This is a genomic window from Blastococcus aggregatus (assembly GCF_900221005.1).
Taxonomy (GTDB): Bacteria; Actinomycetota; Actinomycetes; order Mycobacteriales; family Geodermatophilaceae; genus Blastococcus; species Blastococcus aggregatus.
In genome coordinates, this window is sequence record NZ_OBQI01000001.1 from 905,719 (window position 1) to 928,708 (window position 22,990).

Genomic DNA, 22,990 nt, shown 5'->3' on the forward strand with positions numbered 1-22,990 from the left:
GGCGGCGCGCCCGGCTCCCCCCACTCTGCACCAGCCCCGGCCGGGCCGCGGCTCAGGGTTCGGCGCGCGTGCTGCCGCCGGTTGCGCCCGGGGAGCCGCCGCCGTCGGCTCGGTCACCGGTGGCTCCCACCCCCGCCGTGCCCTCCGCCTCGCTCCCCGGCGCCGTCTCGTGCGGAGCGGCGGCGTCGAGCTGGTCGGAGTACAGGGCCGGCGGCCGCCCGCGCCGCTGCCGCCGGATGCCCATCACCGTGCTGTAGACGATGACCAGCGCCATCAGCGCGAAGATGGTGCCCGACAGCGGCCGGGTGACGAAGGTGTCGAACTGACCGTCCGAGGTGATCATGGCCCGGCGGAAGTTGGTCTCGAGGATGGCGCCGAGCACGAAGGCCAGCACCAGCGGGCCCGGCTCGAAGCCGGTCTTCTTCATCAGCCAGCCGATGACACCGAACGCCAGCACGACCCACATGTCGAAGATGTCGTTGTTCACCGAGAAGACGCCGGCCATGGTGATCAGCAGCGCGAACGCGGCCAGGATGCCGCCTCGCACCCGCAGCAGCTGCACGAAGATGCCGACCAGCGGGATGTTGAGCGCGAGCAGCATCAGGTTGCCGATGAACATCGAGGCGATGACACCCCAGAAGATCTCCGGGTTCGTGTCGATCAGCTGCGGGCCGACCTGCACGCCGTTGATGAGCAAGGCCCCGTAGATCAGCGCCAGGACCACGTTCGGCGGGATGCCGAGCGTGAGCAGCGGCACGAACGCCGAGGTGGACGACGCGTTGTTCGCCGTCTCCGGCCCGGCGACGCCCTCGATGGCGCCCTTGCCGAAGCGGGACGGGTCCTTCGCGCGCCGCTTCTCCATGCCGTAGCTGGCCAGGGAGGAGATGACACCGCCACCACCGGGCAGCACACCCAGGAAGAAGCCGAGCACCGATCCGCGGGCGATCGCGCCGGAGGAGTCCTTGAAGTCCTTGCGGCTGGGCCAGATGTTCTTGATCCGGCTCTTGATCTGCTCGGCCTTCTCGGTCTTCTCCAGGTTGTAGAGGATCTCCCCCACCCCGAACAGGCCCATCGCCACAGCGACGAAGTCCAGCCCGTCGAAGAGCTCGACCTGGTCGAAGGTGAACCGGCCGGTGCCCGTGGTCAGGTCCTGCCCGATGGTGGCCAGGAGCAGGCCGAGCGCCGCCATGCACAGCGCCTTCACCGGATGCTTCGTGCCCAGGTAGGTGACCAGCAGGATGCCGAAGGCGGTCAGCGCGACGTACTCCTGCGCACCGAACTCGACCGCGAGGTCGGCCAGCGGCGGCGCCAGGAGGATCAGCCCGACCACGGCGAGCGTGCCGCCGATGAAGGAGCCGACGGCGGCGATGCCCAGCGCCGGCCCGGCCCGGCCCTGCTTGGCCATCTGGTAGCCGTCGAAGGTGGTCACGACCGAGGCGGCCTCACCCGGGAGCTGCAACAGCACCGAGGTGATCGTGCCGCCGTACATCGAGCCGTAGTAGATGCCGGCCAGCAGGATGACCGACGTCACCGGCTCGAGCTCGTAGGTCAGCGGCAGCAGCAGCGCGATGGTCGCCGTCGGGCCCAGGCCGGGGAGTACGCCGATGACTGTGCCGATCAGCACGCCGATGAAGACGTACAGGATGTTCGTCGGGTCCAGCGCGACGGAGAAACCTTCCCCGAGGCCGTCGGCGATACCCATCTCAGCCTCCCAGCACGATGTCGTCGGGGAAGGGCACGCCCAGGGCCTCCACGAACACCAGGTGGAACACCACCGCCCCGATCACCGCCAGCGGGACCGCCCACCGCCAGGGTTCCCGGGCGAACAGGCGCAGCCAGATCAGCAGCATCAGCACCGCGGGGATGATGAAGCCGATCTCCTGGAACAGCAGGATGAAGATCCCGAGGCTGAGCAACCCCAGCGCGATGCCGGCCGTGCCCCGCGTCCACGGCTCGTAGTCGGCCGGGTCGTCGACGATCAGCAGCACGGCCGCGGTCAGCGAGAGCAGCGCCGCGCAGAGGAACGGCCACAGCCCGGGCCCGGGCGAGCTGAACTCCCCGAGCGACAGGTCGCGCGCCTGCAGCATCGCGGCGATGCCGAACAGCAGCAGGACGAGCGGCGCCAGCCGGTAGAGGTGCTTGGACATCTCTCTCCCGTGGGGACGGTGGCCGGGGTGGTCAGTCCTCGATGATCGGGCCGTAGGCCTCGACGATCTCCTCGATCCGCTCCTGGAAGGCGTCGGTGCCGATGAACTCGTCGGGCACGTACTGCTCGCCGAGCCGCTCGATCGTCTCCGGGTTCTCCAGGCACGTGGCGACGGTGTCCTCGAGCGTGCTGATGACGTCGTCCGGGGTCTCGGCGGGAGCCGCCAGCCCGAAGACCGACACGCTGTTGGTGAGCTCGGGGAAGCCGAGCTCGGCCAGCGGCGGGGCGTCGATGTAGTCGACGGACTCCGGGGTGCTGACCGCCAGCGGCACGAAGTCGCCGGCCTCGATCTGCGTCAGGACGTCCTGCGAGCTGTTGATGAAGACGGCGTCGACGTTGCCGCCGAGCAGAGCGGCGGTCATCTCGGCGTTGCCGGTGAACGGCACCAGGGTCAGCTCGGTGTCGTACTCCTGGGCCATGCGCTGCAGCTCCATGGCCTGGGAGGTCGTCGTCCCCGGGACGCCGACGTTGATCGATCCCGGGTTCGCCTTCGCCTCCGCGAAGAACGCCTCGGCGTCGGCGAACTCGGAGTCCGCGCCGACGGCGATCACGGACGGGATCTCGGTGACCGCCGCGATCGGGATGTAGTCCTCGTTGGTGTAACCGACCTCGTCCTGCAGCGGGTTCGTGGCTGTGGCCGGCACCGCGATCAGCGAGAGCGTGTACCCGTCGGGATCGCCGGCCAGCATCGCCTGCATGCCGATCGAGCCCGACGCCCCCTCGCGGTTCTCGACGATCACCGTCTGCCCGAACTCCTCCTCCAGGCAGCTCCCGATCGTGCGCGCGGCGAGGTCGGTGGGGCCGCCCGCCGCGTAGGGCACGTAGAGGTTGATGTCGTCGGTCGGGTAGTCGGCGGCCTCACCGCCGCCGCCGGAGCCACCCTCGTCGTCCCCGCAGGCGGCGAGGACGAGCACGGACGCGGCGAGCAGGGCGGGGGCGGTCGATCGGGTGCGGCGCATGGGGTCCTCCGGTCGTCGGTCTCGCGGATGGGTCGGGCGTCAGCCGAGGATCGGCTCGTAGACCTGCTGGGTCTCGTCGAGGATCTCGGCGAGGTCGTCGGCGCCGGCGAACTCCTCCGGCACGTACACCTCACCGATGCCCTCGCGCACCTCGTCCTGCTCGAGGCACGACTGCAGGGTGTCCTCGAGCGTCGTGACGACGTCGTCGGGCAGGCCGGCCGGACCGGCGAGGCCGAAGGTGGAGCCCGAGAGCGTCAGGCCGTCGAAGCCCAGCTCGGTGAAGGTGGGCACGTCGGGCAGCCAGTCCAGCCGCTCCTCCGACGAGGCGATCAACGGGACGAACTGGCCGGCGTCGATGTTCGCCGTGACGTCCTGCGAGGCGTTGATGAGGACGGCGTCGACGTTGCCGCCGAGCAGCGCCGTCGTCATCTCGGCGTTCCCGTCGAACGGGACCACGGTGACCTCGATGCCGTGCTCGTCGGCCCAGCGCTGCAGCTCGATCCCCTGCGGAGTGGAGGCGCCGGGGACACCGACGTCCACGGAGCCCGGTTCGGCCTCGACCGCCTGGACGAGATCTTCCGCCGAGGCGTACGGCGAGTTGTCCCCGACGGCCAGCACCGAGGGCACCTCGGCCATGACACCGATCGGCGTGATGTCCTCGACCGTGTAGCCGACCTCGTTGGCCAGCGGGGTGAGCACCATCGTGCCGGCCGTGACCAGGGAGAGGGTGTGCCCGTCGGGCTCGGCCCCGACCAGCTCGGTGGTGGCCAGGGCGCCGGAGCCGCCGGGCAGGTTCTCGACCACCACGGTGGTGTCCAGCTCGGACTCCAGGCAGCTGCCGACCGTGCGGGTGGTCAGGTCGGTGGGGCCGCCGGCGGCGTACGGCACGAGCAGCCGGATGTCGTCGCTCGGGTAGTCCGCGGCGTCGCCACCCCCGTCGGCGTCGTCCCCGCAGCCGACGAGCACGCCCGCCGCCACGAGCAGCAGCACCGGAACGCCCCTGGATGCTCGCCGCATCGTCGCCACCCCCTCGTCTCGTGCACCACGTTGTGACCTGAGCAACACCATGCAAACACAGGTCAGGGCACCGGACAGGTCGGCGGGGCAACGAAGCGGCAACGATCCGGACCGGTCCGTCCCCGGGCCGCGTGCAGCCGGGTCAGGACCGCGCGCGGGCGGCGGAGGACACCCGCGCCAGGGCGTCGGTGACGACGGCGGCGTCGTCCCCGAGGTGGGCGAGCAGATGCGCGACCAGCTCGTCGTGCGTGCGCGCCGCCTCGGTGACCCGCTGCCGCCCCGCGGGGGTGAGCGTCGCGTGCAGCACCCGCCGGTCGGCGTCCCGACGCTCGCGCAGAACCAGGCCGTCGGCGACCAGCCGGCTCACCGTGCTGGTCACCCCCGGCCGTGACAGCCCGAGGGCTTCGGCGAGCTCGCTCATCGAGGCCCGCTCGCCGGGTGACTCGGCGATCCGGCGCAGTGCCTCGAAGCCGGTCAGCGAGAGGTCGTGCCGGCGGTGAAGTGCGGAGTCGACCCGGCGGGTGATCCGGTCGTGCACCTGCACGATGCGCAACCACGTCTCGGCCGGGCGGGGAGCGGCTCCGGGAAGCGCGGCGGGATCCCGGGGAACCTCGCGCACGGGCGCGTCCTCGGACAGGTGCACGCGGCCGTCGTCCCCCACCGGGGGACGGCCGAAACCGCTCCCTCGCGGGTCGCGTCGGGATCAGCGCCCTGGCCGCCGGCGGGTGGTCATCGAGACGAGCCCGGCACCGGTGGCCACGAGCGCCCCGGCGGCGGCGAGCAGCGGCACGAGAGAGGGCTCGTCGCCCTCCGGCGCGCCGGTCGCAGCCGCGGCCACGTCGAGCGGGACGTCCGCGGCGGCGGTCGAGCTGGCGCCGACGACGTCGAGCGAGGTGGGGCCGGAGGCGGTCCAGGCGGGGATCAGCACCTCGGCGACGACTGCGCCGTCGTCGTCGGCGACGGCCGAACCGAGCACCTCGCCGCTGCCGTGCAGCGCGATGGTGACCCGCTCGCCGGGGAGGTAGCCGTCCACGCGGACCCGGATCGTGTCACCGGCGGCGACCGGCGCGGGGCTCACCCGCGCCTCGGCCTGCGGAGCCGGCGGATGGCCGGACGGCGGGGCGGGCGCGGGCTGTCCCGCAGCCGTCGGAGCCGGGGCCGGCGTGGTGGACGACGGCGAGGACCGCGGCGGAGTCGGCCGCGGGGACGACGAGGACGGCGTGCCCGCGGGCTGCTCCGGGGACGTCGACCCGGGGCTCGGCACCGGAGTCGGCGTCGGGGACGGCGACGGGATCGACGGGCTCGACGGCGGGGCGGTGGCCTTGTCGCAGTCCTCGGTGGTGGGCCGGGTGAAGGTGTAGTCGTCGAGCTCGTCGACGTAGCCGAACCCGGAACCGTCCTGCGCGGTGAACTCGAGACGTCCGTCGATCGTCTCGCCGGGAGCGACGTCGCCGGTGCGCAGGACGACGGTCTCGCCGGGCTGGAGCAGGGACTCGTCCTCGCCCGTGGGCAGCCGCGTCGTGGCCAGGCGGACGGCGTAGGGCGCCGTGCCGGCGACCACCTCGACGACCAGGCCGCCGGGCTGGCAGCTGGGGCCGCGGGTGACCTGCGCGTCGGGCAGGCTCGGGTCGTCGATGGCCGCCGCCGGCGCGGCCGCGAGGACCCCCACCACGGCGAAGCCCAGCACGAGCCCCGCGAGCAGGGCGGCGAGCCCCGGCGTCGCCGCGCGCGGAGCACGGCGCTGGTTGATGTCGATCGGCCTGCCCCCCGGATCCGGCTCGTCGTTGTTCCGATGATGACCGAGGTCACGCATCGTTGCCAGTGCGTCACCGGGGCGGAGGGGCCCGGCCCGGCGTGTCCGCCGGTGTGTCGGCAATCCGACGTCCGGCGCCGACGAACTCGCCCGGAACGCTTGACGCCGCACTGTGGCCTGGCTCACAGTTGGGTCGGGCGGGGGCAGCCGGCAACGAGTGGCTTCCCATCGCTGGGAAGACCGACCAACGCGGCCAGACCGTCAGGACCGGCCCCCCGCCCCTCATCTCCCGCAGGCGGCCGTACCGCTGCTGATGCCCCTGGGGCGCCTGGGATCTCGACCGAAAACACTCGCCCGATCTGATGACAGGCAGTAGTTATCCGATCACAGGCCCGTAGGGTCGCCCTCGAGGACTCTTCGATGCCGACCCCCGAGTCGCCGTCGTCCTCGAGCACGGCAACTCCGGCGTCCTCGTGCCGGGAGACGGGAGCGCCGACGTGACGTCGGTCCTCGACCACACTGCGCCCACCTCGTCCACCCGGCGACGCCTCGGCGCCGCCGCGGCGGCCCTCGCCCTGCTCACGACGGCGGGCCTGCTGCTCGACCAGTCGAGCAGCGCCCGGGCCGCGACCTCGATCGACCTCGGTGCGGCGGACGGTTACGCCGTGCTCGCCGGCGCCGGGATCACGAACACCGGCAGCACCGAGATCACCGGCGACCTGGGCACCGCACCCACGCCGGCGGTCACCGGGGAGTCCGACATCGTCCTCGACGGCGTGCACCGGACCGTGCCGGAGGCCACCGCGGCCCAGGCCGGCCTGCTCGCCGCGTTCAACGCCGCGGCGGCCCAGGCGCCCACGCAGACCATCTCGGCCGACCTCGCCAACCCGGCCGCGACGCTGACCCCCGGCGTCTACACCCAGGCGACGGCGATGGGACTCACCGGAACCCTGACCCTCGACGGCCAGGGCAACGCCGACTCGGTCTTCATCTTCCAGGCGGGCGACACGCTGACGACCGGCTCGGCCAGCCGGATCGTGCTCACCAACGGCGCCCAGGCGTGCAACGTGTACTGGCGGGTGGCCGTCTCGGCGACGCTCGGCTCCGACAGCGAGTTCGTCGGCACCATCCTCGCCGGCATGACGATCACGCTGGACGACCGCGCCGAGGTGACCGGACGGCTGCTCGCGCAGAACGGCGCCGTCACCCTCATCGACAACGTCATCACGCGCCCGGTCTGCAGCACGCCGCCCACGACGACGGCGGCGCCCTCGAGCCCCGCGGCCGACGGCCCTGCGGCCTCCGCGACCACCGGCGTCCCGGCGGCCTCCGGTGGCGACGGCTCCCCGGCCGGCTCGGGCCGCCAGGTCTCCCGAGTCCCGGTCGGCTCGGTCGACGCCGGCGACGGCAGCAGCGTGCGCGGCACCTGCGAGTGACCTTCCCCGGCTCGACCCGAGCCCGCGGCGCGCTGGCCGGCGCGCTGCTCACCGTCCTCGTGACGGGGTGCGGCGGCGGGAGCGCGCCGGTCGAGGCGGCTCCCACCGCGACGGCGTCGTCGTCCCCGGCCGCTCCGGTCGCTCCCGTCGTCGCCGCGACGACGGCGGCGCCGGTGCGACTGCTCATCCCGGAGATCGGCGTCGACTCGGACCTCATGGAGCTCGGCCTGCAGGCCGACGGCTCGCTGGAGGTGCCGCCCACCGGCTTCCCGGCCGGCTGGTTCACCGGCGCCCCCATGCCCGGCGCCACCGGCCCGGCCGTGATGGCCGGGCACGTCGACTGGGAGGGCGAGCCCGGGGTCTTCTACGACCTGCGCTCCCTCGAGCCGGCGGACCGGATCACGGTCGCGCGGGCGGACGGCAGCTCGGTCGTCTTCGCGGTCACCTCGGTCGAGCAGTTCGACAAGGACGAGTTCCCGACCGACGCCGTCTACGGCGACCTGGACCACGCGGGGCTGCGGCTGATCACCTGCGGCGGATCCTTCGATGCGAGCGAGCGCAGCTACACCGACAACATCGTCGTCTTCGCCGACCTCGTGCCCGCCTGACCGGACCGCCTGCTCGGGCGGAGATCGCCGCCCGACGGTGCCAAGGTGGGGCATGTCCGCTCCCGCACTCCCCCGCCACCGCGTCGACCTACTGGTCGTCGGCGCCGGGACCGCCGGCCTGGTCGGCGCCCAGGTCGCGGCAGCGACCGGCGCCCGGGTCCTGCTCGTGGAGCGCGCCCGCTTCGGCGGGGACTGCCTGTGGACCGGCTGCGTGCCCTCCAAGGCCCTGCTCGCGGCGGCGCACGCCGCTGCCGACGCCCGGGCCGCGAGCCGCTACGGCGTGCACGTCGGGGACGTGCGCGTCGACGGCCCGGCCGTGCTCGCGGCCGTGCGGCAGGCGATCACCACCATCGAGCCGGTCGACTCGCCGGAGGCCGTCCGGGCCTCGGGCGCCGGGACGGCGACGGGGGACGTGCGGTTCACGGGGCGCGACCGGGCGGAGGTCGACGGCGTCCCGGTCCGGTTCCGGCAGGCCCTCGTGTGCACGGGCTCGGCCCCGGACCTGCCGGAGCTGCCCGGACTGGCCGACGTCGATCCGCTGACCACCGACTCGCTGTGGGACCTGCCCGATCTCCCCGCTCGGCTCGCCGTCCTGGGCGGTGGCACAAGCGGCTGCGAACTGGCCCAGGCGTTCGCGCGGCTCGGCGTCCCCGTGACCCTGGTCGAGGCCGCCGACCGGCTGCTGCCCGGTGAGGACCCGGCGGCCTCCGCGGTCGTGGCCGACGCGCTCCGCCGCGACGGCGTGGACGTGCGGACGGGCGGCGCGCCGGTCCGGGTGACCGGCGGCCCGCAGGGCGGGACGCTGCACCTGTCCGACGGCGGCACCGCCGGCTTCACCCGGCTGCTCGTCGCCGTCGGCCGGACCCCGCGGACCGCCGGCCTCGGGCTCGACGCGGCGGACGTCGCCGTGGACGGCCGCGGCTGCGTGGTCGTGGACGACGCGCTGCGGACGACGAACCCGCGGATCTGGGCCGCCGGCGACGTGACCGGCCACCCCGCCTACACGCACGTGGCCGGCGTGCACGGCAACACCGCGGCTCTGAACGCCGTCCTCGGCCTGCGCCGCAGGATCGACCTGTCCGCCGTGCCGCGCGTGACGTTCACCCGGCCGGAGGTCGCTGCCGTCGGCGAGCCCACGGCGGACCCGGGGCCGGACCGGCAGGTCCACACCCAGGGGCTGGACCACGCCGACCGGGCGATCGCCGAGCAGGCGACCGAGGGGTTCACCCGGCTGGTCGTGGACGGCCGGCACCGCGTCCGCGGAGCCACGGTGGTGGGCCCGCGGGCGGGCGAGGCGCTCGCCGAGCTGACGCTGGCGGTGTCGCGCGGGCTCACGACCGCGCACCTGACCGGCGCGGTCCACCCCTATCCCACCTACGCCGACCCGCAGTGGAACGCCGCGATCGCCGACGTCCGCGCCCGGCTGACCGGCCGCTCGGCGATGCTCGCCGTCACCGCGCTGCGGTGGGTCCGCCGGGTCCGGTAGCCGCCGGGGGTCCGGTGGCCGGCGCGGGCTGCGGCTCCGGCTCCGGCTCCGGCTCGGGGGCGGGCGGTGGCGGCGGCGGCGGCGGCGGTGGCGGTGGCGGTGGCGGCGGCGGCGGCGGCGGTGGCGGTGGCGGCGTCCAGCGGGCGCCGTTGCTCACCAGGACCGTCACGGGCTGGTCGGTGCTCGCCACCACGCCCGGCCCCGGCCGCACCTCCAGGACCACGCCCGGCCGGCGGGCGCTGTCGACCGGCGTGACGACCGCGGTGAGCCCCACGCCGGACAGCAGGCTGCGACACCGGCTCTCGTCGGCGCCGACGCAGCCGCCGGGCACGGTCTGCCGGGTGCCCTCGACGTACCGGGGATCGGCCGGCGCGAAGCGGGCGACCGGCCGGTCCGCGAGGACCGGCGCCAGCGAGTCGTGCCAGATCTGGGCGGCCTTGCCGCCACCGAAGCCGCCGACGTCGCGGTTGGCGACGGGGTCGTAGAGCAGGACGCTCGCCGAGATCTGCGGCGTGAAGCCGACGAAGCCGATCGAGTAGTTGTTCTGCGTCGTCCCGGTCTTGCCGGCGATCTCGTGACCGGGGACGTAGGCCCGGCGGCCGGTCTGACCCGGGTGGCCCGGCTCGACGTCCTTGCGCAGGGCCTGGGAGAGGGTGTTCGCCAGGCCGACGTCGACCACCTGCTCGCACCCGCGCGACCCGCCCAGCGGGCGGCCGTCGGCGTCGGTGAGAGGCTGCCCGTCGCGGTCGAGCACCTCGTCGACCGGCGTGGGTGCGCACCGCACCCCGCCGGAGGCCAGGGTGGCGTAGGAGTTGGCCAGGGCCAGCGGGCTGGTCGCCTCGGAGCCGAAGGTGAACGACCCCCGGTTCTCCGCGACGATCGCGTCGGCCACCGGGTCCAGCGAGGTGAGCCCCATCCGCTGGGCCATCCGCACCGGCCCCTCGACCGAGCCCAGCTGGTCCTCCAGTGCGAGGAAGTAGGTGTTGGAGGACCGGTACAGCGCCTCCTCCATCGTCAGCGTGCTCGGGTAGGTGCCGGCGTTCTCCACGTCGTAGGGGCCGTCCCCGTCGGTGTAGACGTCGGACACGTAGGGGTCCGGGGTCGTGATGACGTGGTCGAGGCCGAAACCCTGCTCCATCGCCGCGGCGGCGGTGAACGTCTTGTAGATGGAGCCCGCGCCCTGCCCGGCGGCCAGCGCCAGGTTGACCGACGTCCGGGTGGGGTCACCGGACACGGCGCCGAAGGTCCGGTTCACCGCCATCGCGAGGACCCGGCCGGTACCGGGCTCCACCGCGGTGTAGATGCCGGCGACCGGGTCCTCCTCGGCGACGGTGGCGCGCACCGCCAGGTCGCCGGCCCACTGCATGGCCGGGTCGAGGGTGGTGCGCACGGTGAGCCCGCCGGTCTCCACCAGGTCGCGGGACAGGCCGAGCTCGCCGGTCAGGTACTGCAGCACGTAGTCGCAGAAGAAGCCGGCCGTCGTCGCCTCGCGGCAACCCCGTGGCGGCCCGTCGCCCGGTTGCAGGACCACGGGGGCCCGCCGCGCCTCGTCGGCGGCCTGCTGCTCCACCATGCCGAGCTCCACCATGCGGCCCAGGACGACGTCGCGCCGCTGGGTCGCCCGCTCGGGTACGACGAACGGGTCGTAGGCGGACGGGCTCTGCACGAGGCCGGCGAGCGTGGCGGCCTGGGCCAGGTCGAGCGCCTCGGGGGTCACGTCGAAGTAGGTCTCGGCGGCGGCGGCGATCCCGTAGGCGCCGGCACCGAAGTACACGCGGTTGAGGTACCGGGTGAGGATCTCGTCCTTGGTGTAGCGCTTCTCCAGGCCCAGGGCCAGCTGCGCCTCCCGCAGCTTGCGGCCCACGCTCTGCTCGGTGGCGCCCTCCCGCGCGTCGGCGTCGTCCGCCGTCTGCAGCCGGATCTGCTTCACCAGCTGCTGGGTCAACGTCGAGCCGCCCTGCACGACGCCACCGGCGGCCACGTTCGTGACCACCGCCCGCGCCAAGCCCTGCACGTCCACGCCGGAGTGCTCGTAGAAGCGCGCGTCCTCGATGGCGACGAGGGCGTCCTTGACCACCGGCGCGATCGCCTCGCTCGGGACCACCGTGCGGTTGCGCCGGAACAGCTCCGCGACGAGGCGGCCGTCGGCGGCGAGGATCCGGGTGTTGCCGGGCGGCGTCCGGTCCAGCAGGTCGGCACCGACCGGGCGGAACACCTCGGCCGTGGTCCGGGTGGCCAGGGCCGCCCCACCGACCAGCGGCCAGGCCAGCCCTGCGGTCAGCGCGCCCGCGAGGACGACGCCCAGCAGGAGGAGCCACAGGGCCCGGAGCCGGCGTGGGCGGGTCGGCGGGGCGTCCTCGACGGCGGGCAGGAGGAGGCCGCCTGCGGGACGACGGACGGACACGGAGCTCCTTCGGGGACGACAGCGGTCGGCCCACCCAGGGGTGGGCCACCGTCCACCGTGCCCGCCTCTGCGCGGGGAGCCACGTGCTCGGGCAGGTCGTCACGCAACCGCAAACTGGTTGACGAGGCCGGAGGACGTCCCGCCCGGGTCCCCGTGACGTTCGCCCCTCGCCTCCCCCCGGGCGCCGTCGAAGGCTGGTCCCGCGCCGCCATCCGCGGCGCCGCTGGCGCTCCGCACCCGCACCGGACGAGGGCCACCGAGGGGGCGACATGACCGAGACCACACGCAACCAGCAGGACACCACGACGACCGCGCGCCCGGGCGTACCGGCACCGCGCAGCCCTTCCGCACCGCAGAGCCGGCCCTCCGGGTGGACCGGATGGGTGGTGTTCGGCGGGGCGATGCTGATCCTGTCCGGCGCCTTCCAGGTCGTGCTCGGACTCGTCGCACTGCTGGACGACGGACTGTTCGTGGTGCGGCCGAGCGGCCTCGTCCTCGACGTCGACTACACCACGTGGGGCTGGGCGCACCTGGCCATCGGGGTCCTCGCGATCCTCCTGGGCCTCGGGCTGCTGGCCGGCAACCTGGCCGCCCGCATCGTCGGCGTCGCGCTGGCCGGCGTCAGCGCGCTGGCCAACCTCGCCTTCATCCCGGCCTACCCGATCTGGTCGACGATCGTCATCGCCGTCGACGTCCTGATCATCTACGCGATCGTCGTGCACGGGGACGAACTGCGGTCGCGCTGAGGAGGCGGGCACGACCCCGCTGGAGACCGCCCGCGCCGGACGACGAAGCGGCCCCGCACTTCCGTCGAAGTGCGGGGCCGCTCGGTGTCTCAACCAGACGTGCACCCGAAGGGATTCGAACCCCTAACCTTCTGATCCGTAGTCAGATGCTCTATCCGTTGAGCTACGGGTGCCTGTGTTCAGTTGTGGTGCGCGGAGGCTCCGGGATTTGAACCCGGGATGGGGATTAACCCAAACCGCATTAGCAGTGCGGCGCCATAGACCGGACTAGGCGAAGCCTCCCGGGGTCCGAGTTTCCTCGTAACCGCCGACGGAGAGACTACCAGCGCCCCGGGCCGCGCTCGCAGCCCGGGTGGCCCCTCCCGCTCCCGCCCACGCGCTCCCCGCGACGAGTGCGACGAACTCGTGGCGATGAGGCGCTGATGGCCACGAGTTCGTCGCACTCGCCGGTGGGGTCAGGCGGCAACGGGCTCGCGGACGGCGTTCCGGGCGACCGCCACCGGACGACGCCCCGGCACGAGCGTGATGGCGACGGCGGTGGCCGCACCCACGGCGGCCAGCGCCAGGCTGCCGCTCACCCCGAACCGGCCCTCGATCAGCGCGCCACCGACGGCCGCACCGATGGCCGAGGCGCCCACGGTGATGGTGGACAGCCAGGTGAAGGCCTCGGTGGTCGCGTGCATCGGCGCCATGGAGCCGACCAGCGTGTTCTGCACGGTCAGGGTCGGGGCGATCGCCGTCCCGCCCAGGAAGAGCAGCACGCCCAGCGCCCACGGGCTGGAGATCCAGGCCAGCGGCGCGAGGCCGATCGTCACGCCGAGCAGCAGCAGCCGGTACTGCCGGGGCAGCGACATGCTGAGCACGCGGGCGCCGAACCACAGGCCGCCGATGGTCGAGCCGAGCGCCCAGAGCGCCAGCAGGATCCCGGACATGCCCGGCCGGCCCATCTGCTCCGCGAACGCCGGGACGGCGACCTCGAGCGCCCCGAACCCGAGCATCAGGGCCGCGCCGCTGATCAGCAGCCGCGGCATGCCCGGCGTCCGGACGGTCGAGAACATCCCCGCACCCGCCCCCGGCGAGGGGACGTAGGCCCGGGTGGCCGCCGAGGTGGCGATGCCCAGGGAGCCGGCGACGGCGAGCACGCCCGCGACGCCGATCGCCAGGGCCGGGGAGGTGAGGACGGCGAGCGCCGCGACCAGCGAGGGGCCGACGACGAAGACGAGCTCGGTGGCCGTGGCGTCCAGCGCGTAGGCGGTCGGGCGCACCCGCGGATCGACCCGCGACCAGAGCGCGCGCACGGTGCCCGAGACCAGCGGGGTGGCCATGCCCGCCCCGGCCGAGGCGGCGATCACGGCGGCGTTCGGCGCACCGGCCAGGACGGCGACCACGAGCAGCGCCAGGAGCAGCGGATAGGCGGCGGCCTGCGCGAGGAGCACCGGGCGGGGGCCGCGGCGGTCGGCGAGCCGGCCGAGGATCGGCGCCATGACCGCCGAGGCGACGCCCAGCGTGGCGGCCGCGAGCCCGGCGACGGCATAGGAGCCGGTCTGCTGCTGCACCATGAGCAGCAGCGCCAGCGGGACCATGGCCGAGGGCAGCCGGCCGGCGAAACCGGCGAGCAGCAGCACGGGGGCCGAGGGCAGCCGCCAGACAGGGAGGTACGCACGCACGGGGAAGCTCGTTTTCCACTTGCAGGACAAGGAATCGGTAGGCGGTCAATGCACGTTGACCACCTACGAGACGCGACGGTAGCACGGATCGGTAGGGAGTCACATGGATTACGACACCTACGGGTCGACTGCGGTGGAGTTGGCGATCGAACTGGCCAACACCGAGCGCAGCGACCCGGAGTGGGCGCGTGCCTTCCTGGCCTCCCACGACGAGTGGTTCACGCCGGGCACCTCGCTCGAGCTCTCCCCCGGTGAGACCTCCCGGGCAGCCGCGACAGCTGACCTGGTGCGCGCCGTCGCGCTGGCCGAGTCGCAGGCCGACGTCCTCGACCGGCTCAACGAGCTGCTGGCCCTGGCCCGGCCGCGGCCCTACGCCACCGACCACGACGGCGAGCTGCACCTGCACTACGCCCGCCCGGACGCCCCCGCGCTCGAGCAGCTGACGACGACCGTGGCGATGGGGCTCTCCCAGGTGGTCGTGCAGCACGGCTGGCAGCGCCTGGGCGTCTGCGCGGCCGAGAGCTGCGACGACGTCTACGTCGACACCTCGCGCAACGCCAGCCGCCGCTACTGCTCCAACACCTGCGCCAGCCGCTCGACCGTCGCCGCGTACCGCGCCCGCCAGAAGACCGAATAGCGGCCGATCCGGACTCGAAAGCCCAGGTCAGGGGCGTGCGTTCACCCGATCGGGTGAAGCGTCGGTGGAGCGGGTCCAGTCAGGCGGGGCGGCGTCCGACATCCCCGGCATGGACAGGTACAGGACGACGACGACGCTGCCGTTCGCGCATCTCGCCGGCGCGACGTCCGCGCTCCGCACCGAGTTGCACCGCCTCATCGCCGCGGACGACGAGCGGCGGGTGGCCGACTGGTCGACGCTCCGGGTGGTGGGGCCCCAGGAGGTGTTCGGGCCGCACGGCGCCGTGCACTTCGAGTACCGCGGATCCGTCCAGTTCCGCCGGCTGGCGGCGCTCCCGAACAGGGCGGCGCACAGCCACAGCTGACGTACGGCGATCCACGTCGACGCCCGTCCTCCCTCACCGCCGCGCTTCCTCCCTCACCGCCCACCGTGAGGGAGGACGCAGCACGATCAGGTTCCCTGATCCCGGCACGGCTGGGGCGGGGCGTGGCGGGTGGGGCGCCAGGGAAGCGCCGCGAGCGAGCCTGGCCCGTTCCGCACGGACTCCGGGCGACGCTGCGGCCGTGATGCGCTACCGAGTGGTGACCCAGGACGGCCAGGAGGCCGGTGCGTTCCTCGCCGCGGACGACGACCTGGCCGCGATGCGCCGGGGCCTGCCGGTCCGCGACGCCTCCGTGCGCGCCTCGGGGGGCGCCCTGGACCCGGACGAGTACCGGCTGGAGAAGTGGGTCGCCGGCGCCTGGGACTTCGCCGGCCGGTACGCCTTCGTCGGCACCGCGCCCACCGCGCTCGTCGCCTGACCTCCCCGCGTCCCTGGCCGCACGCGGGCCGACGCTGAACTAGCGTCCCGGCGTGCCCACCCCGCCGAACCTGGACGCCCGGCTGCACGCCCTCGTCGGCGGGCTGCCCAGCTCCCCGGCCGACCAATGGCTGCACCGGCTCACCCGCTCGGCCAACCACGGCCGGTTGTGGCTGGGCATCGGCGGGCTGCTGGCGCTCCGCCGGGGGCCGCTGCGCCGCGCCGCCCTGCGGGGAGCCGGCTCCATGGCGATCACCAGCGCGCTGGTCAACACCGTCCTCAAGCCGGTCGTCCGGCGCGGCCGGCCCCAGCACAGCGGGCGCAGCGAGCGGATGCTGCACCGCTCGCCGACGTCGTCGTCCTTCCCGAGCGGGCACGCGGCCTCCGCGGCGGCGTTCGTCACCGGTGTCGCCATGGAGTCGCTGCCGGTCGGCGCCGCGCTCGCGCCGGTCGGGCTCGCCGTCGGCTACTCGCGGGTGCACGTCGGCGTGCACTACCCGGGGGACGTCGTCGCCGGCTTCGCCGTGGGCGCGGGGGTGGCCGCGGCCACGCAGCACTGGTGGCGGGTGCGCCCCACGGATCCGGCCCGGGTGCGCCCGGCCTCGGACGCCCCGGCCCTCCCCGACGGCGAGGGCCTGGTGGTCGCGGTGAACCCGCGCTCGGGCCCCGACGACTACGACCCCGCCGAGGACATCCGCCGCCTGCTGCCCCGCGCGCGCGTGCTCGAGCTGACCGAGGACGCCGGCGTCGAGGAGCTGCTCGGGCCGGCGGCCCGCGAGGGCGCCCGGGCCCTGGGCGTCGCGGGCGGGGACGGCAGCGTGGCCGCGGCCGCCGCGGTGGCGCTCGAGCACGGGCTACCGCTGGCCGTCATCCCCGCGGGCACGCTCAACCACTTCGCCCGCGACGTCGGCCTGCTCACCCCGCAGGACGCCGTCGACGGGGTGCTGGCCGGCGAGGGGGTGACCGTCGACGTCGCCGAGGTCAACGGGACGCCGTTCCTCAACACCTCGAGCATCGGCGCCTATCCGGAGATGGTGCGCCGCCGCGACCGGCTGTCGGGGCGGATGGGCAAGTGGCTGGCGCTCACCGTGGCGGCGGCCCAGGTGCTGCGCACGGGCACGCCGGTGGAGCTCGACGTGGACGGGCAGCGGCTGCGGGTCTGGATCCTCTTCGTCGGCAACGGCCTCTACACCCCGCGCGGGCTCTCCCCCGCCTGGCGCCCGCGGCTGGAGGACGGTCTGCTCGACGTCCAGTACCTGCGCGCCGACCTCCGCTTCGGTCGCACCCGCGCGGTCCTGGCCACGCTGCTGGGCGTGAGCGAGCACAGCCGCAGCTACGGCAAGTTCCAGACGACGGAGCTGGACGTGGTCTCCCGGTCGGGCCCGCAGCGGGTGGCCTACGACGGCGAGATGGGCGAGCCGGCCACCGAGTTCCGCTTCCGCAAGCGCGCGTCGCTGACCGTCTACTGCTCCCGCCCCCGCTGACCTCGTCCACTGTGCCGGCGTATTCCGGACGTTGCGGACACGATCGCGGCGGCAACGTCCGGAGTCGGCCCGCTGAGTGCGTGCCAGCCGTCGAGGGGCGGACCGCGCCCGTGATCACTACGGTCGGACGCAGGGATTGCCCCGGGCGCGGGCCGGGCAGTGCACGATCCGACGTCCATCGAGGTACAGAGGGAAAGAGGTCACCATGCTGGTCCGCCGGATCGCTCGGCCCCTGCTCGCCGCCCCGTTCATCTACGGCGGCATCAGCACCCTGCGCAAGCCGCAGGACCGCGTCCCGGGGGCAGCCCCGGTCGTGGAGAAGATCGCCGAGACCGCGGACAAGCAGCTCCCGGTCCAGGTCCCCCGCGACGTCGAGCAGTACGTGAAGGCCAACGCCGCGCTGCAGGTGGGTGCGGGTGCGCTGTTCGCCCTCGGCCGCCTCCCCCGGCTGACCTCGCTGGCGCTCGCCGGCTCGACCGTGCCGACGACGCTGGCCGGTCACCGGTTCTGGGAGGAGGACGACCCCAAGGTCTCCTTCGAGAAGATCGCCCACTTCGTGAAGAACCTCGGGCTGATCGGTGGGCTGCTGCTGGCCACCGTCGACACCGAGGGCAAGCCGTCGGTCGGCTACCGCGCCCGAAAGGGCGCCAAGGCCGCGGCCGTCGCCACCGAGAAGAGCTTCGAGAAGGCCTCCAAGCGCGCCGCCAAGGCGCAGAAGAAGGCCGAGAAGAAGCTCAAGAAGAAGCACTGAGCAGGGTCGGGCACTGAGCACGCCCCTGGCACCCGCGGCCGCGCTCCGGAGGATCGCCTTCCTCCTGGAGCGCGCCCGCGAGCCCAGCTACCGGGTGCAGGCGTTCCGCACCGCCGCCGCCGTCGTCGACGGGCTCGGTGCGGACCAGCTCGACCTGAAGATCCGCACCAACACGCTCAAGGACCTCAAGGGCGTGGGCCCGAAGACCGCCGCCGTCGTCGTGCAGGCGCACAAGGGCCAGGTGCCCGAGTACCTGACAAAGCTCGAGCAGGACCTCGCCGAGCTCGTCCCGATGGCCGACGACGTCGCCGCGTTCCGGGCCGCACTCAAGGGCGACCTGCACCTGCACTCCGACTGGTCCGACGGCGGCAGCCCGATCCGCGAGATGGCCGAGGCGGCCATCGCCATCGGCCACGAGTACATGGCGCTGACCGACCACTCCCCCCGGCTGACCGTCGCCAACGGCCTGTCCCCGGCGCGGCTCGAGCAGCAGCTGGACGTCGTCGCCGCGCTCAACGAGGAGCTCGCGCCCTTCCGGATCCTCACCGGCATCGAGTGCGACATCAACGCCGACGGCACCCTCGACCAGACCGACGAGCTGCTCGGCCGGCTCGACGTCGTCGTCGCCAGCGTGCACTCCGACCTGCGCGCGGCCAGCGCGGAGATGACCGAGCGGATGCTCACCGCCGTCGCCAACCCGCACACCGACGTCCTCGGGCACTGCACCGGCCGGCTGGTGATCGGGCGGAAGCAGCGCAACGGCGAGCAGAAGCCGCGCCCGGAGAGCACCTTCGACGCCGAGGCGGTGTTCGCCGCCTGCGTCGAGTTCGGTACCGCCGTCGAGATCAACTCCCGCCCGGAGCGGCTGGACCCGCCGCGGCGGCTGCTCACCCTGGCCCGCGAGCTGGGCTGCGAGTTCGCCATCGACACCGACGCGCACGCACCCGGTCAGCTGGACTGGCAGTACAACGGCGTCGAGCGGGCCATCGAGTGCGGCGTGGAGCCCGGCCGGGTGATCAACACCCGGTCCGCCGACGAGCTGCTGGCCTGGACGCAGGACTGACGACGGCGCGCTGAGCTGGCCCGATGCGACCGGTGTGACACCAGTGGCGTCGGCAGATCAGCACCTACCGGACCGGCACGGTTCTGGTCTACGTTTCGCCCGACCGCGGCCACCCGGCCGCTCGCGTGCCGATCGCTCCCCGTCGACGGCCGACCCGTTCCGCCGTCGGAGGATCCCGCATGTCCCGCTCCACCCGCGCGCGCCGTCGCACGGCCGCCGCCCTGCTCTCCGCCGCCGTCGCGGCGGTCGTCACGTTCGGCGGGAGCCCCGCGCAGGCGGACACGTTCCGCTACACCGACCCCAACTACGCCACGTGGACGGTGCAGGGCGCGATCCTCGACGAGTACCGGGCCCAGGGCGGCCTGTACGGCCGGCTGAACATCCCCCGCTCCAACGAGCTCACCACGCCGGACCGCTTCGGGCGGTTCAGCGTCTTCGGCCAGGGCTCGATCTACTGGACGCCGTGGACCGGCGCCCGCACCGTGTGGGCTCCGTTCCTCGCGGAGTGGGGGACGGTCGGCTGGGAGGCCGGTCACCTCGGCTACCCGCTGACCAGCGACGTGCCCACGCCCGACCGCCTCGGCCGCTTCCAGGTCTTCCAGCGCGGGCTCATCTACTGGACGCCGTGGACCGGCGCGCACGCGGTGCGTGGCGCGATCCTCCAGGAGTACGGCTCGCACGGCTGGGAGGCCAGCCAGCTCGGGTACCCGACGACGGGGGAGCTGACGGCGCCGGACGGGCGGGGCCGGTTCAACGCCTTCCAGCGCGGGCTCGTCTACTGGACGCCGAGCACGGGCGCCCACGCGGTGTGGGGCGCCATCTCCCAGACCTACGCCTCGAACGGCTGGGAGACCGGCCCGCTGGGCTACCCGCTGACCAGCGAGCTGCCGACCCCCGACGGCATCGGCCGGTTCAACCACTTCGAGGGCGGCTCGATCTACTTCACGCCGTGGACCGGCGCGTACGCCGTCACCGGCGAGTTCCACGCCGTCTGGTCGTCGCTGGGCTGGGAGAACTCCGAGCTGGGCTACCCGACCTCCCCCGAGTACGACACCCAGGACGGCGGCACGGTGCAGGAGTTCGAGTACGGCTGGATCGAGTGGTACCCGGGCGAGGGCGCCTCGGCCTACCTCTACGAGTGACCGGCGGCCTCCGGCGGCGGAGCGAACCGGTCGACACACCGGCGCTCCTGATGCACGCTGAGGGCATGCCTCCTCGTCGATCGTCGCGACGAGCCGGCATCGGCCTGTCCACCGCCCCCCGGCCGCCGTGGCACGTGCACTGGTTCCACCGGGTGGGCGAGGACCCGCTCGGCCCGGCCGGCATGTACGCCTGCCGCTGCGGTCTGGTCCGCCCGGGCCTCTGAGCACCGGACCCGGGCCACTAGCGTTCCTGCGGTGAACCGGCCCTGGCTGACCGCGGGTGCCGTGGTGGTCGCCCTCGGAGTGGCCGCGCTGACCATCGGCCCCTCGCCCGGGGAGGTGCTGTTCACCCTCGCCCGGTCCGTGCCGGGGCTCGACGAGCTCTCCGTGCCCACCGTCGAGATGTGGGCCAACATCCTGCTGTTCGTGCCGGTCGCGCTCCTCCTCGCCGCAGCGGCGCCGCGGCTGTCCGGCGTGCTCGTCTGGCTGATCTGCACCGCGGCCTCGGCGGGTGTGGAGACGGTGCAACTGGTCCTGCCGGGCCGGGAGTCCACCGTCCGGGACATCGTCCACAACTCCGCGGGCGCCGCGCTCGGCGTGCTGCTGCACACCCTCGTGAGCCGCTGGCGATCCCGTTCACCCCGGTGAGCCCGTCCGGCGACCGGCCGCGCCCGGCGGCGGATCCGTGGCCGCGACCGGGCGGCGCCCTCTATCGTCCGATGTCCCGGGAGCCCAGCACGTCCGAGGAGTCCGCCATGGCCATGCTGTCCCGTTCACGCTCCCGCACGACGGCCGAGGGGCTGGACGTCGCCTGCCCGGCGTGTGGCTCTCCGGGCCGACCGCTCGCCCTGGTCGTGGAGCCGGGCTGCCGCCTGGTCGGCTGCCCCGGCTGCGGCACCCAGTACCTCCGGCGCATCGAGGCCGGCCCGGGTTCGGACGGCCGCCCGGCCGGCGGCGATGACGCCACCCGGACCGGGACCGACAGCGAGTACTGGGAGGAGTACAAGTTCGAGGTGTACGACTCCGACGACGTGCGGCGCGGCTACGACGAGCGCTACGACCTCGCCTTCGGGATGCTGCGCGGCCGCGCCGGAGCGGTGCGGACCGTGCTCGACGTCGGGTGCGGGGTCGGGAACTTCCTCGACTGGGCGCGCCGCCACGGCCTCGATGCCGTCGGCGTCGACGTGGAGCCGCGCGCCGTCGCCGCGGCGCGCGACCGCGGGCTCGTGGCCGCCGTGCCCGACGAGCTGGACGACGTCCTGGGCCCGCTCGGCCGGGTCGACGTCCTCACCATGTGGGACGTCGTGGAGCACGTCTTCGAGCCGGGCGACTTCCTCGGCCGGTTCACCCCGTACGTCGCCCCCGGAGGCGCGCTGCTGCTGGAGACGCCCGACGCCGCGTTCCCGGTGCGGGCCGTCTTCCGTGCGCTGCACTGGGGCAGCCGCGGCCGCGTCGACCTGATCGGCGCGATGTACTACTGGGAGCACAAGGTCTACTTCACCGAGACCGGCCTGCGCCGCCTGCTGGCCACCCACGGGTTCGAGGTGGTGGAGGTGCGCCGCCTCACCTCGCCGCGGGCCAAGATGGCCCACACGTTCTCGCACGACCTGGAACGGCAGCCGTCCCTGGGCGGGCGGCTCCTCGCCGGGGCGTGGCCGCTGGCCGAGCGCGTCTTCCGTCGGCTCGGCCTGGGGAACAAGCTGATCGTGCTCGCCCGCCGCTCGCCCACCGAGGACGTTCCCGGGCCGGGCGCCACGGGATGAGGGTCCTGCACGTGATCACCGGCCTGGCGGCCGGCGGCGCGGAGACGCAGCTGCGGCTCCTGCTGCGCCACAGCCGGCACGACGCCGAGGTGGTCACGCTGTACAACGCCGGGTCGGTGGCCGACCAGTTGCGCGCCGACGGGGTGCCGGTGCACGACCTCGGCATGCGCAGCAACACCGAGGTCGGCGCCGTCCTGCGGCTGGCGCGGCTGATCCGGCGTGGTCGCTACGACGTGGTCCACACCCACCTGTACCGCGCCTGCCTGTACGGGCGGGTCGCCGCCCGCCTGGCCGGGGTGCGCACGGTCGTCGCCACCGAGCACTCGCTGCTCGACGACCAGCTCGAAGGACGATCGGCCGGCCGCGGCGTCCGTCTCCTCTACCTGGCGACCGAGCGGCTCGGCCGCGCCACCGTCGCGGTCTCGGCGGCGACCCGGGACAACCTGCTGCGCTGGGGGGTCGCGCCCGAGCGGGTGCTCACCGTGCCCAACGGGCTGGACCTCGATGCGCTCGCGTTCGACCCCACGGACCGTGCCGCCGTGCGCGCCGACATCGGGGTCGGGGCCGACGCACGGGTGGTCGGCGCGGTGGGCCGGCTCCACCCGGGCAAGCGGTTCGACGAGCTGATCCGGTCACTCGCACCCACCCTGGGCGAGAGCGACCAGCTGCTCATCGTGGGCGAGGGGCCGGAGCGGGCGTCCCTGACCGCGCTGGCCGCCGACCTCGGGGTGGCACCGTTCGTGCACCTGGTCGGCGAGCGCCCGGTCGCACCCGCGCTGTCGGCCATGGACGTGCTGGCGTCGCCCTCCCGCTACGAGACCTTCGGGCTGGCCGTCCTGGAGGGCCTGGCAGCCGGGCTGCCGGTGGTCTTCCGCCGCTGCCCGGCGGTGGACGAGATGGGCGGCGACGTGCCCGGCGCGATCCGCATCGGTTCCGACGCCGACCTGGCCACCGCGCTCGCCGGTGTGGTCGCCCGTCCGGCACGCCCGGCTCCGGACGCGCTCACGGCGTTCGACGTCCGTGGGGTGGCCGCCCGGATCGACGACCTGTACGAGCGGGTGTAGCGGCG

The 22,990-nt window shown here is 74.0% G+C and carries 23 protein-coding genes and 2 tRNA genes; 15 read left to right on the forward strand and 10 right to left on the reverse strand.

The genetic code is table 11. The features are described 5' to 3' along the window. Window positions 1–52: 52 nt before the first annotated feature. From CRP29_RS04575 to CRP29_RS04600, 6 genes are all read right to left on the reverse strand, one after another. Entirely contained in the window at window positions 53–1,702 is a 1,650-nt protein-coding gene (locus CRP29_RS04575; protein ID WP_141437043.1) for a tripartite tricarboxylate transporter permease, read from the reverse strand. 1 nt (window position 1,703) lies between these two features. After that, complete coding sequence (locus tag CRP29_RS04580; protein WP_097193801.1) at window positions 1,704–2,147, reverse strand: tripartite tricarboxylate transporter TctB family protein; 444 nt, start codon at window positions 2,145–2,147, stop codon at window positions 1,704–1,706. Window positions 2,148–2,178: 31 nt separating this feature from the next. Further along, window positions 2,179–3,165: a tripartite tricarboxylate transporter substrate binding protein gene (locus CRP29_RS04585; RefSeq protein ID WP_097193802.1), complete on the reverse strand. Its 987-nt coding sequence runs from the start codon at window positions 3,163–3,165 to the stop codon at window positions 2,179–2,181. Window positions 3,166–3,204: 39 nt separating this feature from the next. Continuing rightward, window positions 3,205–4,182: a tripartite tricarboxylate transporter substrate binding protein gene (locus CRP29_RS04590; protein WP_097194111.1), complete on the reverse strand. Its 978-nt coding sequence runs from the start codon at window positions 4,180–4,182 to the stop codon at window positions 3,205–3,207. Between the two features lie 142 nt (window positions 4,183–4,324). Continuing rightward, window positions 4,325–4,801 carry a MarR family winged helix-turn-helix transcriptional regulator gene (locus tag CRP29_RS04595; RefSeq protein ID WP_245852433.1) on the reverse strand — a complete coding sequence of 159 codons (477 nt, stop codon included), beginning with the start codon at window positions 4,799–4,801 and terminating at the stop codon, window positions 4,325–4,327. An 84-nt stretch (window positions 4,802–4,885) separates the two neighbouring features. Then, on the reverse strand, window positions 4,886–5,995 hold the full coding sequence (locus CRP29_RS04600; protein WP_097193803.1) for a hypothetical protein: 1,110 nt from the start codon (window positions 5,993–5,995) through the stop codon (window positions 4,886–4,888). Between the two features lie 437 nt (window positions 5,996–6,432). On the opposite strand from CRP29_RS04600, the gene CRP29_RS04605 reads away from it, so the two are divergent. The 3 genes from CRP29_RS04605 to CRP29_RS04615 are packed head-to-tail and all read left to right on the forward strand — an operon-like array spanning window position 6,433 to window position 9,465. After that, complete coding sequence (locus tag CRP29_RS04605; protein ID WP_176522815.1) at window positions 6,433–7,371, forward strand: ice-binding family protein; 939 nt, start codon at window positions 6,433–6,435, stop codon at window positions 7,369–7,371. Further along, entirely contained in the window at window positions 7,368–7,979 is a 612-nt protein-coding gene (locus CRP29_RS04610; protein WP_245852439.1) for a class F sortase, read from the forward strand. Before CRP29_RS04605 ends, CRP29_RS04610 begins: the two co-directional genes overlap by 4 nt. Before the next feature lie 52 nt (window positions 7,980–8,031). Next, window positions 8,032–9,465, forward strand: coding sequence for a dihydrolipoyl dehydrogenase family protein (locus CRP29_RS04615; protein ID WP_097193805.1), 1,434 nt, complete (start codon window positions 8,032–8,034; stop codon window positions 9,463–9,465). Here the strand turns inward: CRP29_RS04615 and CRP29_RS04620 are convergent. Continuing rightward, window positions 9,431–11,869 carry a transglycosylase domain-containing protein gene (locus CRP29_RS04620; RefSeq protein ID WP_097193806.1) on the reverse strand — a complete coding sequence of 813 codons (2,439 nt, stop codon included), beginning with the start codon at window positions 11,867–11,869 and terminating at the stop codon, window positions 9,431–9,433. The two genes, CRP29_RS04615 and CRP29_RS04620, sit on opposite strands and share 35 nt — an antisense overlap. Window positions 11,870–12,138: 269 nt before the next feature. On the opposite strand from CRP29_RS04620, the gene CRP29_RS04625 reads away from it, so the two are divergent. After that, window positions 12,139–12,615: a DUF7144 family membrane protein gene (locus CRP29_RS04625; protein WP_217991442.1), complete on the forward strand. Its 477-nt coding sequence runs from the start codon at window positions 12,139–12,141 to the stop codon at window positions 12,613–12,615. Window positions 12,616–12,715: 100 nt separating this feature from the next. Here CRP29_RS04625 and CRP29_RS04630 read toward each other — a convergent pair. The 3 genes from CRP29_RS04630 to CRP29_RS04640 form a co-directional block, all read right to left on the reverse strand. After that, window positions 12,716–12,788, reverse strand: a tRNA-Arg gene (locus tag CRP29_RS04630). A 20-nt stretch (window positions 12,789–12,808) separates the two neighbouring features. Next, window positions 12,809–12,897, reverse strand: a tRNA-Ser gene (locus CRP29_RS04635). Window positions 12,898–13,070: 173 nt separating this feature from the next. Then, a complete protein-coding gene (locus CRP29_RS04640) occupies window positions 13,071–14,282 on the reverse strand; it encodes an MFS transporter (RefSeq protein WP_097193807.1) in 1,212 nt (403 codons plus the stop codon). 103 nt (window positions 14,283–14,385) lie between these two features. Here CRP29_RS04640 and CRP29_RS04645 point away from each other — a divergent pair, with 103 nt between their 5' ends. The 11 genes from CRP29_RS04645 to CRP29_RS04695 all read left to right on the forward strand — a co-directional run bounded on the left by CRP29_RS04645 (window position 14,386) and on the right by CRP29_RS04695 (window position 22,985). Further along, the gene (locus tag CRP29_RS04645; protein WP_097193808.1) at window positions 14,386–14,919 is read left to right on the forward strand and encodes a CGNR zinc finger domain-containing protein; all 534 of its coding nucleotides are present in this window, start codon (window positions 14,386–14,388) and stop codon (window positions 14,917–14,919) included. 109 nt (window positions 14,920–15,028) lie between these two features. After that, the gene (locus CRP29_RS04650) at window positions 15,029–15,283 is read left to right on the forward strand and encodes a hypothetical protein (RefSeq protein ID WP_141437044.1); all 255 of its coding nucleotides are present in this window, start codon (window positions 15,029–15,031) and stop codon (window positions 15,281–15,283) included. 199 nt (window positions 15,284–15,482) lie between these two features. Beyond that, window positions 15,483–15,719, forward strand: coding sequence for a hypothetical protein (locus tag CRP29_RS04655; RefSeq protein ID WP_097193810.1), 237 nt, complete (start codon window positions 15,483–15,485; stop codon window positions 15,717–15,719). Window positions 15,720–15,771: 52 nt separating this feature from the next. Then, window positions 15,772–17,202: a bifunctional phosphatase PAP2/diacylglycerol kinase family protein gene (locus CRP29_RS04660; protein WP_097193811.1), complete on the forward strand. Its 1,431-nt coding sequence runs from the start codon at window positions 15,772–15,774 to the stop codon at window positions 17,200–17,202. A gap of 205 nt (window positions 17,203–17,407) precedes the next feature. Next, a complete protein-coding gene (locus tag CRP29_RS04665; protein ID WP_097193812.1) occupies window positions 17,408–17,953 on the forward strand; it encodes a DoxX family protein in 546 nt (181 codons plus the stop codon). A gap of 25 nt (window positions 17,954–17,978) precedes the next feature. Further along, the gene (locus CRP29_RS04670) at window positions 17,979–19,016 is read left to right on the forward strand and encodes a PHP domain-containing protein (protein WP_176522850.1); all 1,038 of its coding nucleotides are present in this window, start codon (window positions 17,979–17,981) and stop codon (window positions 19,014–19,016) included. 179 nt (window positions 19,017–19,195) lie between these two features. Continuing rightward, window positions 19,196–20,158 carry an LGFP repeat-containing protein gene (locus CRP29_RS04675; RefSeq protein WP_097193813.1) on the forward strand — a complete coding sequence of 321 codons (963 nt, stop codon included), beginning with the start codon at window positions 19,196–19,198 and terminating at the stop codon, window positions 20,156–20,158. 65 nt (window positions 20,159–20,223) lie between these two features. After that, on the forward strand, window positions 20,224–20,382 hold the full coding sequence (locus tag CRP29_RS22585) for a hypothetical protein (protein ID WP_176522762.1): 159 nt from the start codon (window positions 20,224–20,226) through the stop codon (window positions 20,380–20,382). Window positions 20,383–20,413: 31 nt separating this feature from the next. After that, complete coding sequence (locus CRP29_RS04685) at window positions 20,414–20,806, forward strand: VanZ family protein (RefSeq protein ID WP_097193815.1); 393 nt, start codon at window positions 20,414–20,416, stop codon at window positions 20,804–20,806. A gap of 107 nt (window positions 20,807–20,913) precedes the next feature. Beyond that, entirely contained in the window at window positions 20,914–21,921 is a 1,008-nt protein-coding gene (locus CRP29_RS04690) for a class I SAM-dependent methyltransferase (RefSeq protein WP_141437045.1), read from the forward strand. Between the two features lie 11 nt (window positions 21,922–21,932). Further along, window positions 21,933–22,985 carry a glycosyltransferase gene (locus CRP29_RS04695; protein WP_217991443.1) on the forward strand — a complete coding sequence of 351 codons (1,053 nt, stop codon included), beginning with the start codon at window positions 21,933–21,935 and terminating at the stop codon, window positions 22,983–22,985. The last annotated feature ends 5 nt before the right edge of the window (window positions 22,986–22,990 follow it).

What these genes read in the sequence shown, in the direction of transcription:
- CRP29_RS04575 (WP_141437043.1), bottom strand. Translation starts at nt 1,702, where the DNA reads ATGGGTATCGCCGACGGCCTCGGGGAAGGTTTCTCCGTCGCGCTGGAC.
- CRP29_RS04580 (WP_097193801.1), bottom strand. Translation starts at nt 2,147, where the DNA reads ATGTCCAAGCACCTCTACCGGCTGGCGCCGCTCGTCCTGCTGCTGTTC.
- CRP29_RS04585 (WP_097193802.1), bottom strand. Translation starts at nt 3,165, where the DNA reads ATGCGCCGCACCCGATCGACCGCCCCCGCCCTGCTCGCCGCGTCCGTG.
- CRP29_RS04590 (WP_097194111.1), bottom strand. Translation starts at nt 4,182, where the DNA reads ATGCGGCGAGCATCCAGGGGCGTTCCGGTGCTGCTGCTCGTGGCGGCG.
- CRP29_RS04600 (WP_097193803.1), bottom strand. Translation starts at nt 5,995, where the DNA reads ATGCGTGACCTCGGTCATCATCGGAACAACGACGAGCCGGATCCGGGG.
- CRP29_RS04615 (WP_097193805.1), top strand. Translation starts at nt 8,032, where the DNA reads ATGTCCGCTCCCGCACTCCCCCGCCACCGCGTCGACCTACTGGTCGTC.
- CRP29_RS04625 (WP_217991442.1), top strand. Translation starts at nt 12,139, where the DNA reads ATGACCGAGACCACACGCAACCAGCAGGACACCACGACGACCGCGCGC.
- CRP29_RS04645 (WP_097193808.1), top strand. Translation starts at nt 14,386, where the DNA reads ATGGATTACGACACCTACGGGTCGACTGCGGTGGAGTTGGCGATCGAA.
- CRP29_RS04650 (WP_141437044.1), top strand. Translation starts at nt 15,029, where the DNA reads ATGGACAGGTACAGGACGACGACGACGCTGCCGTTCGCGCATCTCGCC.
- CRP29_RS04665 (WP_097193812.1), top strand. Translation starts at nt 17,408, where the DNA reads ATGCTGGTCCGCCGGATCGCTCGGCCCCTGCTCGCCGCCCCGTTCATC.
- CRP29_RS04675 (WP_097193813.1), top strand. Translation starts at nt 19,196, where the DNA reads ATGTCCCGCTCCACCCGCGCGCGCCGTCGCACGGCCGCCGCCCTGCTC.
- CRP29_RS22585 (WP_176522762.1), top strand. Translation starts at nt 20,224, where the DNA reads ATGCCTCCTCGTCGATCGTCGCGACGAGCCGGCATCGGCCTGTCCACC.
- CRP29_RS04690 (WP_141437045.1), top strand. Translation starts at nt 20,914, where the DNA reads ATGGCCATGCTGTCCCGTTCACGCTCCCGCACGACGGCCGAGGGGCTG.